This window comes from Frankia sp. CcWB3 (genome assembly GCF_977927595.1).
This window is the reverse complement of sequence record NZ_CDWRCK010000130.1, coordinates 1-11978: the sequence shown is the minus strand read 5'-3', so window position 1 is coordinate 11978 and position 11978 is coordinate 1. Positions and strand designations below refer to the sequence as shown.

The window sequence follows — 11978 nt, the reverse complement described above, 5'->3', positions numbered from 1 at the left end:
CCCGAGCCCCCCCTCACCCGTCCCCGACCGGACCAGGAGGGGCTGGCGGTGCGTGCCCGGGCCCGGCTGCTGGACTCGTCCGGTCATGTCGCCGTCATCGTGGATGACATCACCGAGTCGCGTCGGGTCGAGGCCGTCCGTCGGGACTTCGTGGCGAACATCAGCCACGAGCTCAAGACACCGGTCGGTGCGTTGCACGTCCTTGCCGAAGCGGTCGCCGCGGCCTGCGAGGACCCGGTGGCAGTCCGCCGGTTCGCCTCCCGGATGACTCACGAATCGGCCCGGCTCGCCCGTCTGGTTCAGGAGATCATCGATCTCTCCCGGCTGCAGGGCGCCGATCCGCTGCCCAACCTGCGGCCGATGCGGGCGTCCGCGGTGCTCACCGAGGCGGTCGACCGTACCCGGCTGGCAGCGCAGGCCCAGGCGATCTCGGTTGTGGTGATCGGCGACGATGACCTGCCGGTGTGCGGGGACGAGGGCCAGCTCGTGACCGCCGTCGCGAACCTGCTCGACAATGCGATCAGCTACTCGCCGCGTGGCACCCGGGTCGTGCTCGGGGTCCGGCGCAGCGGTGGGAGCGTGGAGATCTCCGTCGCCGACGAGGGCATCGGGATCGCGGAGAAGGACCTGGAACGGGTCTTCGAACGTTTCTATCGGGCGGATCCGGCGCGATCCCGCGCGACCGGTGGGACCGGCCTGGGGCTCGCCATCGTCAAGCACATCGCGACCAATCACGGCGGCGTGGTCTCCGTGTGGAGCGCCGAGGGCGCGGGTTCCACCTTCACGCTCCGGCTGCCGCTGTTCACCGGCGACGATGACGATGCGATGACGGACGGCCCGGACGAAACCCGCGAGGATGACGGGGTGGATGGCTTCGACGTCGTCGGGGTCGGTGCCGACGCCCGCGGTCGGGGCGATGGTGAACATCATGGCGATGATGAACTCGGTGGCGGTTCGTGAACGGTGAACGGTACTGGTCATGACCAGTGAACGCGGCGGGTCCACCCGTCCCATCGACAATAACAGGAAGCGGTCCGGGTCGGCCGGTCCGTCCAACGTAACAAGGGGAGCGAACAGGTGACCCGGCTGCTCGTGGTCGAGGACGAGGAGTCCTTCTCCGACGCGTTGTCGTTCATGTTGGAACGGGAGGGCTTCGAGGTGGGAGTCGTCGCCGACGGCCCCAGCGCGCTGGCCGAGTTCGATCGGCGGGGGGCTGATCTTGTGCTGCTGGACCTCATGCTGCCGGGCCTGTCGGGCACGGAAGTGTGCCGGACCTTGCGAACCCGTTCCACTGTGCCGATCATCATGCTGACCGCTCGGGATAGCGAGATCGACAAGGTGCTCGGGCTGGAACTCGGAGCGGACGACTACGTCACGAAGCCGTTCTCCGCCCGGGAACTGGTGGCGCGGATCCGCGCGGTGCTGCGGCGGCGGTCGGAGAACGAGGAGGTGGGGGACGCGACGTTGGAGGCAGGCCCGGTCCGGATGGACGTTGAGCGCCATGTCGTCACCGTCGACGGGACCACGGTCACCCTGCCGCTCAAGGAGTTCGAGCTGTTGGAGATGTTCCTGCGCAACGCGGGCCGGGTGCTGACCCGGGGCCAACTGATCGACCGGGTCTGGGGGTCGGACTACGTCGGCGACACCAAGACCCTGGATGTCCACGTCAAACGACTGCGGACAAAGATCGAGCACGAACCCGGCAACCCGCGGCACCTGGTGACCGTTCGGGGACTGGGATACAAGTTCGAGCCGTGACCCCGGCGGTCGCGGCCGGAGGGAACGGTGAAGAGGTGCTCGGTGGCGTGTGTCCGGGTGCGTGGTTTCCGAAGATCGTGGCGCAGCCCGACGCCGCTGTCGCTCCGGGACGGCAGGCGGCCGCGGTGAGTCCGCTCCCGGCGGGTCCACATCCCGGTCCGATGCGTCTTGGTGTGATCGACATCGGCTCGAACACCGTCCACCTGCTTGTCGTGGACGCGCACCGGGGCGGCCAGCCACAGCCGGCCGCCAGTGTGCGCGTGCCGCTGCGGCTGGTGGAACTGCTCGACACGGACGGGGCGCTGGACGCCGCCGGAGAGCGCGCTCTGACCTCCTGCATTCTGGACATGCGCCAGCAGGCCGACGCGCTCGGGGTCTACGATCTGGCGGCCTTCGCCACGTCGGCGTTGCGGGACGCCACCAACGGAGAGGCGGTCCTGCGCCGGGTGGGCGAGGCCACCGGGGTCGCCATCGGCGTCCTGCCCGGGGAGGAGGAGGCCAGGTTGACCTTCCTCGCCGTCCGCCGGTGGTTCGGCTGGAGCGCCGGCCGGTTGCTGGCGTTGGACATCGGCGGTGGTTCCCTGGAGATCGGCGCCGGCATGCACGAGGATCCCGAGGTGGTCGCATCCCTGCCGCTCGGCGCGAGCCGGCTGACCCGGGACTGGCTGGTTCCGAGCGACCCGCCCAAGCGGTCCGAGCTCAGCGAGCTGCGCCGTTATGTCCGGTCCCAGATCGCGCCGATCGTGGGCACGATCTACCCCCTGGGGGAGCACACGAGGGCGGTGGCGACGTCGAAGACCTTCCGGTCGCTGGCCCGGATCGCCGGTGCGGAGCCCTACAGCCGCGGTCCCTATACCCGCCGGGTGCTGCGCCGGGACGACCTCGCGGAGGTGACGGCCAAGGTGTGCCGGATGTCGGTCGAGGAACGCGCGGCGCTGCCGGGCGTCTCCGCCTCCCGGGCGGCCCAGCTGGTCGCGGGGGCGGTCGTCGCGGACGAGGCTCTCGGTCTGTTTGCCATCCACGAGGTGGAGATCTGCCCCTGGGCCCTGCGCGAAGGGGTGATCCTGCGCCGGCTGGACTGGCTCACCTCATCCTGACGCCGGAGCGATGAATTCCCTTTACCCGACAGAGGGTGACATGGGCGTTGCAGAAAGTGCTTTCGAGGTGCGTAATTGCCTGATGTGGCCGTTCTCACGGGCGATAGGGGGGTTCCAACCGTCATCCCGCGGATGTCTGTGCGGGCGGGCCCGCGGAGATGGCCTAGCCTGGGAGAGAGGTCGGTCATGACGGCCAACCCCCGGCTCGCGCGGCAGGGAGACGGATTGCAGGCATGGCGTGACGACGCGCGGTCGGTGGCGCCGACCGCGATGGCTCCCGCCCCGATCTCGTCCGGCAGGGCCGCGGGCGGTCCGGGGCCCGGCGGTGGCGGTGGCGGCGGCTGCGGTGGTGGCGGTGGCTCCTCGCCCGTTGTCCCGCGCGGAGCGCCCGAGCTGGTCACGACCGCTCCGGGTGCCCGCGTGGCGCTCTCCACGGCTTCGACCTATCCCGAGTCCACCGCCTCGGCCTTCGAGATGGCGGCGCGGCTGGGGTATGACGGGGTCGAGATTATGGTCTGGACCGATCCGGTCAGCCAGGATCCGCAGGCGCTGAAGCGGCTGATAGACTATCACGGCATCCCGATTCTGGCCATTCACGCGCCGTGCCTGCTGCTCACCCAGCGGGTCTGGGGTACGGATCCATGGGCGAAGCTGGTGCGGGCCCGTACCGCGGCTGAGACGCTCGGCGCGTCGACGGTCGTCGTCCACCCGCCGTTTCGCTGGCAGCGGGACTATGCCCGCGAGTTCGTGACGGGCATCGAGCGGATGGCCGGCGAGACCGACATCCGCTTCGCGGTGGAGAACATGTTCCCGCTGCGGGCGCGGGGGCGGGAGGTCTCCGCCTATGCCCCGGACTGGTCCCCGGTCGAGGATGACTACGCGCATGTCACCCTCGACCTGTCGCACACGAGTGTGTCCCGCTCGGACCCGCTCGAGATGGCCGAGCTTCTCGGCGAGCGGCTGGTCCACGTGCATATGGCCGATGGTCTGGGCTCGGCCAAAGACGAACATCTCGTCCCCGGTCGTGGCACGCAGCCCTGTGCCGAGCTGCTCGAACTGCTGGCCGCCGGCGGTTTCGCCGGCACCGTGGTGGTCGAGATCAACACCAGGCGGGCCGAGTCGCGCGCCCAGCGCGAGGCCGAACTCGCCGAGGCGCTGGCGTTCACCCGTCTGCACTTCGCCGCACCGTCTGCCGCAGGACTCCGTTCCACCTACGGCTGATCCACCGATAGCTGATCCACCGACAGCTGACCCGCGTCCGGGGCTGACACCGTTCCCGTGGATCGCCGCTATGGTCGAGTGCCACCATGGCGGAGTGTCCGTCCCTTCTGGTCGTACCCCCACCGGCTCGCTGTTCGACCCGTTGGCGGATGCCTACGCCGCGGCCAGGCCGAGTTATCCCGACCACATCTTCCGTGACGTCGAGCGGTTCCTCGGGCGGCCGCTGCGCGGCGCGGACGTGCTTGACGTCGGCGCCGGGACCGGCATCGCCACGCGCCTGCTGATCGGTCGGGGCGCGCGGGTGGTACCGGTGGAACCCGGGCCGAACATGCTGGCGCGGTTGCGCGAGCGGAGCCCCGGACTGCCCACGGTGCGCGGGGACGGGGAGGCGTTGCCCTTCCGGAACCAGGTTGCCGACCTGGTCTGCTATGCCCAGGCATGGCACTGGGTACATGTGCCGACCGCCGCGGCCGAGGCCGCCCGCGTGCTGCGGCCCGGCGGAGCCCTCGCCGTGTGGTGGAACGACGTCGACGCCGAGGAGTACCGGTGGTGGCAGCGCCAGCAGGAACGGCTCGAGCGGATGAACTCCGGATATCACCGCGGGTACCGTGCGCGACCGTTCGCCGACGAGCTGCGGTGGACCGGCCACTTCAGTGAGGTCGTCACCCTGACCGGCCGGTGGCGGCGCCGGATTAACATCGATGACTACCTCACGTGGCAGCGGTCGAAGTCCTACGTCGCGGCCATCGGCGATCGCCTCGGCGATTTCCTTGACGCGGAGCGTCGCACGATGCTGCGCGCCTTTCCTGACGGTGTCGTCGTCGAGCCGTTTCGTACGCTCCTGGTGATTGCCCAGGTTCCCGAGTAGCGCGCGGGAGAGACGGCGTGGGCGCCCCTGCCGCGGCTCTCCCAGCCGGCGATCCCCCCCTTTTCTCTGACGCACCGTGACGCCATGGTTCGGCCGATGTGTCTTCGTAATGAACCGTGCGCACAGCGTCGCTTTTTTGGTGTGACGTTGTTTTGTGGCCACTGGTACCCGTCTCGCCCTGAATTTTCCGATCCGTTAGTCTTGCGTCATTCGCACAGTGGTGTCTGACTTCGCTGGCGTAGCGGAGTGATACGGGTACCCGCGTCCGGGCCATTGGTCCGACCGGAGGCGTGGTTCGGGAGCGCCTCACGCTCGGGTCACCGCGGCACCGTGCGGTCACCCTGAGTGTCGGGCGTCGGTGCCGGGACTGCCGGCGCCCGCTGGAGGAGGCGACGGTCATCATGCGGCTTGCTCCACAGCAGACTGAGGCGACAAGGATAAAGCGCGACGGCACCCCGGCCGGCTGGGAGCCGCCGGCCGGACCCTCCATGCCGGCCGGGCCGGCCGAGCCCTCGGCGGCTGCCGCCGCGGCGAAGTTCGCGTACAACCCGGCGCTGGATGGGTTGCGGATCGTCTGTATCTACACCATCCTCGCCGGCCACATGGGCGCGATCCATGCCAGCAACGTCGCCGTCGACGTCTTCTTCGTGCTGAGTGGATTTCTTATCACCGCGCTCCTGCTGACCGAACACAGCCGGACCGGGACGATCTCGGTGAGTCGATTCTTGGTGCGCCGGGCCTACCGGCTGATGCCCGCGATGTGGGTGTACCTGCTCGTCGGGCTCGTGGTGACGGTGGCATTCAAATGGAACGACATCCCCTTCCGGGACGACTACATCGGGAGTGCGCTCTCCGCCTTCTTCAATGTCAACAACTGGTACAAGGTCCTACATCCTGCCGCCGGTGGGCGATGGTTGGCCCACGTGTGGTCCTTGTCCCTGGAGGAGCAGTTCTATCTCCTGTGGCCGGGGCTGTTCCTGATTGTCAGCCGCTCGGACCGGTTCCGGGCGCACCTGCTGAAGATACTTCTCGCCATGATCGCCTTCGCGGCGGTCTGGACCTGGACCGTGGCCGTCGGCGGCGCCCCGCACTCGCGGGTGTACCTCGCGCTGGACACGCACGTCACCCCGCTGCTGATCGGCTGTCTGCTGGCGGTCTGGCGTGACACCCGCCTGCGCGCCCTCGTCGCAGAGGAGCCGGGCCTGACCGCGCCGCGCCGCCGCCGGCACGCCCAGCAGATCGGCACGATGACCCCTGTCACGGCGGCGACGGTCGAGCGTTGGCGGGCGGGCCGTCGGATCGCCGATTTCGGCCTCGTCGCGGGGATCGGATTGATCTTCTTCGCCTTCCTTGGGCCGGACAAGGACGGTTATGACGCCAACTGGCTCGACCATGCCGCCTACCTGCCCAGCGCCCTGCTCGGTGCCGTGGTCATTCTGGGCGCCGACCTGCGTCGCGACGCCTGCTGGGTTCGCCTGCTGGGTGGTCCGCGGATGGCTTTCCTCGGAAAGATCACTTTCAGTATCTACCTCTGGCACTATCCGGTGATCTCGGCTGCGAACGGGCAGCTGGTGCCCCGGATCGGGCTGTGGCCGTCGGTCGTCGTGGCGGCGGCGGTCAGCACGTTCATCGCGTACTTCTCGAACCGGTTCGTGGAGAAGCCCGCGCAGCGTGCCCGACCCCCGTGGGCCGACACCCCCCGTGGGCCCGCGCCAGCTGCGATCGGTCAGTCTGATCGGCTGGATCGCGACCGGCCCGGCGATCCGCCCGGGACCCGGTCGCAGGGCGGCTGGTCGGACGGTAACCGGTCGGACGACGGTGGCTGGTCGTCGTACGAGGTCGGGTCCGATCAACCGGCGGCTGGCCCGGCCGATGCCGATGAATGGATCGATGAGGGCTACGCCCGTCCTTGGCCGGGGTATGGGTACGGACTCACCGAGACCGCCGACCTGTCGTGGGCGGTGCGAGGCCGGCAGAACGGCGGCGAGGAGGCGCAGCGGCCGGCGGCCACGGACCGCCCATACACCGCCGAAAATAATCTACGATCCTCGATCCGTCGCCGGCCGGCAAGGTGAACGTCACGAGCCCTGGACGCGACACGAGCTCTGGACGGGTCACGAACCCGGCCACTGGGGTGGCCACGAACGCCGGCTCGAGTACGACGGGCGACGCGGAGCCGATCGCCAGTCGGGCTACGGCTGATAGCCCGCGCACGACGGTGGGCCGGGATCCGCGTTCCGCTGGCCGCCCGAGGGCGCCGTAACCTCCAGGCCGGGGTAGAAGCGGGTGGAAGGGAAGGATGGTCATGATCGTTACGGTCATGGGGGTGGGACGGCTCGGCGGGGCGATGCTGTCGGGGCTGCTGCGGTCCGGACATGCCGCTCAGGACATCGTCGTGGCCGAACGTGATGCCGACCGAGCTGGTGAGATCGTGGCGAGTCACGGCGTCGAGGTGCAGGCGCCGGCGGTGGCAGCCGCCAAGGCGGATGTTCTGATCATCGCGGTGAAGCCCCAGGACGTCGGGACCCTGCTGGCCGAGATCGGGTCGGTTGTGGCGAACGGGACGCTCGTGGTGTCGTTGGCGGCGGGTATCACCACTGATCTTCTCGAGGAGCGGCTACCTTCGCTTCCCCCAGTAGTCCGGGTGATGACGAACACCCCGCTGCTCGTCGGGGAGGCGATGTCGGCGATCTGCGGGGGCCGCTACGCTGAGGAGGAGCACCTTGCCACGGCAGAGGCCCTGCTGACGCCGGTCGGCAGGGTGACGCGGGTGGCGGAGTCCCAGCTCGACGCGGTGACGGCCCTGTCCGGTAGCGGACCGGCGTACTTCTTCTACCTTGTCGATGCGATGATCGAGGCGGGTGTGCTCCTCGGGCTGCCCCGGACCCTGGCCGCGGAACTCATGACCCAAACCGCTCTGGGCTCGGCGCGGATGCTGCGCGAGAGCGGCGAGCATCCGGCGCTGTTGCGGGAGGCCGTCACCTCTCCGGCCGGGACCACGATCGCGGCGCTGCGGGAGCTGGACCGTCGCGGTGTGCGCGCGGCGCTCATGGACGCCCTGGAGGCGGCGAGCAGTCGGTCGCAGGAACTCGGCCGTGGTTGAGAGCACCCGGGTACCGGAGCACCTGGGTACCGGAGTGCCCGGGCTCCGATGGTTGCCCGCCGTGGCGGGTAGGCTCGCCCGGTAAATTCCTCAACATAGATCGGTCGGGTACGTGGGTTCTGTCATCAAGAAGCGTCGTAAGCGGATGGCCAAGAAGAAGCACCGCAAGTTGCTGAAGCGGACGCGCGTTCAGCGCCGCAACAAGAAGTAGGCCGCTGACAGGAAGTAGGTAGCGCACCAGTACGCGGGTCGCCCACCGGGGGGTGGGGCGTACCCGGGAGTCCGGTCGCACCTGGAGGTAGTCGGCTGATCCGCGGTCCCCAGCGTCCGGCGTCCACCTCGCACGCCACGAGTTCGTACCGCCATGTCGTCTCGTATCATGTGGCTTTGCGTGCTGTAACTGTTACCGTGTGGCAGGCTGTTTCCCTCGGGTGGCAGCGTGGCCGGCCCGCAGCCAGGGAGACGGCATGACGGGATCGTGGATCAATTTCCTGTCCGACTACGGCGTCGACGATGCCTCTGTAGGGGTGTGTCACGGGGTTATCGCGCGGCACGCCCCGTCGGCGCGCGTCCTCGACGTCTGCCACGCCATCGCGCCGCAGGACGTCGGGCATGCGGCCGTCACCCTGGTCGGCGCGATCGGTTATCTTCCGATAGGGGTTCATCTCGTCGTCGTGGAGCGGCTCGATGCCGACGGTTACACCCGTGGCGTGGCGATCCGGAGCACGGACGGCTCGACTTTCGTCTGCCCGGACAACGGCGTGGCGTCGCTGGCCTGGGAGGCGCTCGGTGGCGTCGCCGCGGTGCACGAGATCTCCAACCGGGAGCTGTGGCTGCCGCTGCCCACCGCGGTGTTCCGGGGACGGGACGTCTATGCGCCGGTCGCGGCCCGGCTCGCTGCCGGGCTCGCCCTCACCGACGTCGGCCCCCGGCTCGACCCCGGCACGCTCACGCGTTTCCAGCCGCGGGCGTGCAGCGTCGACGACGACCATGTGCACGGCGAGGTCGTGTCCGTCGACCACTTCGGCAACCTCTCGCTCAACATGACCCGGGCCGAGTTGGAGGCCGCTGGCATTCTGTTGGGAGATCTGGTCGAGGTCCGCGCCGGCAACCGCGTCATGCGGCTCACGTTCACGTATACCTACGGCGATGTGCCTCGTGGTGGAGTCACCCTGTGCGAGGATGCGTTGCGTCGGGTGATGATCGCGGTAAACTGTGGGCGAGCGGCCGACCTGCTGCGGCTGCGGCGCCAGGACGCGGTCGTCGTGGCACAACTGCCGAGGAGCCCGTCACCGGGACGCTCCATCCGGGATCTTCCGCTGCCGGCCCAGCAGTGATGCCGGCATCACTGCTGGGCCGGCAGCAGCGGCACCGGGCCTGGCCGGCGTCGATCCTCCTCCGGCTTGGACGGGTTATTTTTTCCCCGTTCTTCGTATTCGATGTGCGCGGCTGGCCTTACGCTGCGCAGTGAGCGGTCGAGGGATGGGCGTACGATGAGCCCACGATCGGACCGCGTGAACCTTCCTCGGCCGGACATCGTGGCCTTCGGCCCCGGGGAACGGCGGCGTGCTCCGGTCGGCCTGGTTCGGGCTGCCCGGCCGCCCGGCCATCCGGTCCGGGTGCCGGACTGGACCATGCGGGCGTTGCGGGAGACTGCCATGAGACCACGCCGTGTGTTGGTGACCGGTGTAGCGCGGCCGTTGGGGGCGCAGGTGGCGATGGCGCTCGCGGCTGACCCGGGGGTCGAAGCCGTTGTCGGGGTCGATACCACTGCTCCCACCAGCGACCTCGGGCGGACCCAGTTCGTGCGCGCGGACATCCGGCATCCGTTGATCGCAAAGGTGATTTCTACCACGGAGATTGATGCGGTGCTGCACCTGAACGTGATCGCCACGCCGCTCGGTGCGGGTGGACGGACCGCGATGAAGGAAATCAACGTCATCGGCACGATGCAGCTGCTGGCCGCGTGTCAGAAGGCGCCCAGTGTCACCAAGCTGGTAGTGAAGTCCACGACGTCGATCTACGGGTCGTCCGCTCGCGACCCTGCGCTGTTTACGGAGGACACCGAGCCGCGCGCCCTGCCCACCGGTGGCTATGCCAAGGACGCCGTCGAGGTCGAGGGTTACGTGCGTGGATTCAGCCGGCGACGTCCCGACATCGCGGTAACCGTGCTGCGGTTCACCAACATCCTCGGTCCGCAGATCGACAGCCCGCTCGCGCGCTATCTGGACCTTCCGCTGGTTCCCACGGTCCTTGGCTTCGACCCCCGCATCCAGCTGTTGCACTCCGATGACGCGCTGGCCGTGCTGATGCGCGCGACCCGCGGCGCCCACCCGGGGACGTTCAACGTGGCCGGGGACGGTGTGCTCCTGCTTTCGCAGGCGATCCGCCGAGCGGGTCGGCCGTTCACGCCGGTGCCGTTCCCCATGATCGGGATGTTGGGCGGGGTCGCCCGGCGGCTGCGGCTCGTCGACTTCTCCGCTGAGCAGCTCGACTTTCTCGCGCACGGCCGGGCCGTGGACACGACCCGACTGAAGGAGATCTTCGGTTACCGGCCCCGGTACTCGACGGTGGAGACCTTCGACAGTTTCGTCCGCCAGCGCGGGCTCCGGTTCACCATCGACCACGATCTGATCTCCCGGGCCGAGCACAGGATGCTCGACTCGCTGGCCCGACGCCGGCTGGTGGGAACACGGTGATGGGGGGGCGGTTGCGGCCCGCCAGATGCGGGATCGGACAAGGGGGGAGGCGGAACACGTGATGGAAGGTGACGAATCCCGGGGTGAAGCGCAGATCATGCCTTGGAAATCCGCCGCGGCCGACCCGGCTTCCCACGACCCGGCTTTTCTCGACGGGGTTTCCCCCGGCGCGGTCTTCCTCGGTCCAGCCGCTGCGGCCGCCGCATCCCCTCGCTCCTCGCTCAACGGTGCCGAGGCGACGCTGACCGACAGCCGGTCGGCGGCGGGTGGGCCGTCCGACCCGACGACGGGTCCCACCGCCGGTGCCGGGCCCGACGGCGGTGCCGGGACGGACGGTGCGCCACCGCCGGTGGCCGAACCCGGTGATCTGGAGACGGCCCTCGCGGGATCGCTGGCCTTCCTGCGGCGGCGCATCACCGGCGACTACGTCGTCGACGAGCACGGGTTTGACCCGGACCTCACCGAACACGTCGTCGCTCCGCTGCTGCGGCCGATCTACCGGGACTACTTCCGGGTCGAGACCCGGGGGCTGGAGAACATCCCGGACACGGGTGGCGCTCTGGTGGTGGCCAATCACTCGGGCACCCTGCCAATGGACGCGCTGATGATGGCTGTGGCCATCCTCGATCATCATCCGGCCCATCGCCACCTGCGCATGCTCGCGGCCGACCTGGTGTTCGCGGTGCCGTTCCTGGCCCCGCTGGCTCGTAAGATCGGCAACACCCTGGCGTGTCAGGCTGACGCGGAACACCTGCTGAATACCGGGCACCTTGTCGGGGTCTGGCCGGAGGGCTTCAAGGGCGTCGGCAAGCCGTTCAGTGAGCGGTACAAGTTGCAGCGGTTCGGGCGCGGAGGGTTCGTCTCGGCCGCGTTGCGGACGGGTGCGCCGATCATTCCGTGCACGATCGTCGGAGCCGAAGAAATCTATCCTATGATCGGCAACGCGAGGTCGCTCGCTCGCCTGCTCGGGCTGCCCTACCTGCCGATTACACCGACCTTCCCGTGGCTCGGCCTGCTGGGGTTCATCCCACTTCCATCCAAATGGATCATCGAGTTCGGGGAGCCGGTCCCGACGAAGACGTACACCGCTGAGGCGGCGGACGACCCGATGCTGGTGTTCGAGCTCACCGACCGCATCCGGGAGACCATCCAGCACACGCTGTACAGCCTGCTGATGCAGCGCCGCTCGGTGTTCTTCTAGGTTCTTTCCCGGCACCGAAGGTGCTCTAGGT

11 protein-coding genes are annotated in these 11978 nt (G+C 69.0%); all 11 read left to right on the top strand.

All coding sequences use genetic code 11. From position 1 onward, the window contains the following. Window positions 1-960, top strand: a 960-nt coding sequence (locus ACY5KJ_RS11690; RefSeq protein WP_462203356.1) for a sensor histidine kinase, incomplete at its 5' end; no start/stop codon positions are given. A 117-nt stretch (window positions 961-1077) separates the two neighbouring features. Then, window positions 1078-1758: a response regulator transcription factor gene (locus tag ACY5KJ_RS11685; RefSeq protein ID WP_011434934.1), complete on the top strand. Its 681-nt coding sequence runs from the start codon at window positions 1078-1080 to the stop codon at window positions 1756-1758. 161 nt (window positions 1759-1919) lie between these two features. Further along, the gene (locus tag ACY5KJ_RS11680; RefSeq protein WP_462187956.1) at window positions 1920-2855 is read left to right on the top strand and encodes a Ppx/GppA phosphatase family protein; all 936 of its coding nucleotides are present in this window, start codon (window positions 1920-1922) and stop codon (window positions 2853-2855) included. Window positions 2856-3125: 270 nt separating this feature from the next. Further along, window positions 3126-4076 carry a sugar phosphate isomerase/epimerase family protein gene (locus ACY5KJ_RS11675; protein WP_462187955.1) on the top strand — a complete coding sequence of 317 codons (951 nt, stop codon included), beginning with the start codon at window positions 3126-3128 and terminating at the stop codon, window positions 4074-4076. Window positions 4077-4146: 70 nt separating this feature from the next. Next, the gene (locus tag ACY5KJ_RS11670) at window positions 4147-4944 is read left to right on the top strand and encodes a class I SAM-dependent methyltransferase (RefSeq protein ID WP_462187951.1); all 798 of its coding nucleotides are present in this window, start codon (window positions 4147-4149) and stop codon (window positions 4942-4944) included. Window positions 4945-5432: 488 nt separating this feature from the next. Beyond that, window positions 5433-7019 (top strand): acyltransferase family protein, encoded by a 1587-nt coding sequence (locus ACY5KJ_RS11665; RefSeq protein WP_462203355.1) that lies wholly within the window; start codon window positions 5433-5435, stop codon window positions 7017-7019. A 230-nt stretch (window positions 7020-7249) separates the two neighbouring features. Continuing rightward, a complete protein-coding gene (proC, locus tag ACY5KJ_RS11660) occupies window positions 7250-8047 on the top strand; it encodes a pyrroline-5-carboxylate reductase (protein WP_462187948.1) in 798 nt (265 codons plus the stop codon). A gap of 112 nt (window positions 8048-8159) precedes the next feature. Continuing rightward, window positions 8160-8258, top strand: a complete 99-nt coding sequence (locus ACY5KJ_RS11655; RefSeq protein WP_003948845.1) for a 30S ribosomal protein bS22 — start codon at window positions 8160-8162, stop codon at window positions 8256-8258. Window positions 8259-8514: 256 nt separating this feature from the next. Continuing rightward, window positions 8515-9384 (top strand): SAM hydrolase/SAM-dependent halogenase family protein, encoded by an 870-nt coding sequence (locus ACY5KJ_RS11650; RefSeq protein WP_462187947.1) that lies wholly within the window; start codon window positions 8515-8517, stop codon window positions 9382-9384. Between the two features lie 321 nt (window positions 9385-9705). Then, a complete protein-coding gene (locus ACY5KJ_RS11645) occupies window positions 9706-10746 on the top strand; it encodes an NAD-dependent epimerase/dehydratase family protein (protein ID WP_462187954.1) in 1041 nt (346 codons plus the stop codon). A 61-nt stretch (window positions 10747-10807) separates the two neighbouring features. Next, a complete protein-coding gene (locus ACY5KJ_RS11640; RefSeq protein WP_462203357.1) occupies window positions 10808-11947 on the top strand; it encodes a lysophospholipid acyltransferase family protein in 1140 nt (379 codons plus the stop codon). The last annotated feature ends 31 nt before the right edge of the window (window positions 11948-11978 follow it).

Excerpts from the sequence above, each read along its gene's own strand:
- ACY5KJ_RS11680 (WP_462187956.1), top strand. The coding sequence starts at position 1,920 with ATGCGTCTTGGTGTGATCGACATCGGCTCGAACACCGTCCACCTGCTT.
- ACY5KJ_RS11675 (WP_462187955.1), top strand. The coding sequence starts at position 3,126 with ATGGCTCCCGCCCCGATCTCGTCCGGCAGGGCCGCGGGCGGTCCGGGG.
- ACY5KJ_RS11670 (WP_462187951.1), top strand. The coding sequence starts at position 4,147 with ATGGTCGAGTGCCACCATGGCGGAGTGTCCGTCCCTTCTGGTCGTACC.
- ACY5KJ_RS11665 (WP_462203355.1), top strand. The coding sequence starts at position 5,433 with ATGCCGGCCGGGCCGGCCGAGCCCTCGGCGGCTGCCGCCGCGGCGAAG.
- proC (WP_462187948.1), top strand. The coding sequence starts at position 7,250 with ATGATCGTTACGGTCATGGGGGTGGGACGGCTCGGCGGGGCGATGCTG.
- ACY5KJ_RS11650 (WP_462187947.1), top strand. The coding sequence starts at position 8,515 with ATGACGGGATCGTGGATCAATTTCCTGTCCGACTACGGCGTCGACGAT.
- ACY5KJ_RS11645 (WP_462187954.1), top strand. The coding sequence starts at position 9,706 with ATGAGACCACGCCGTGTGTTGGTGACCGGTGTAGCGCGGCCGTTGGGG.
- ACY5KJ_RS11640 (WP_462203357.1), top strand. The coding sequence starts at position 10,808 with ATGGAAGGTGACGAATCCCGGGGTGAAGCGCAGATCATGCCTTGGAAA.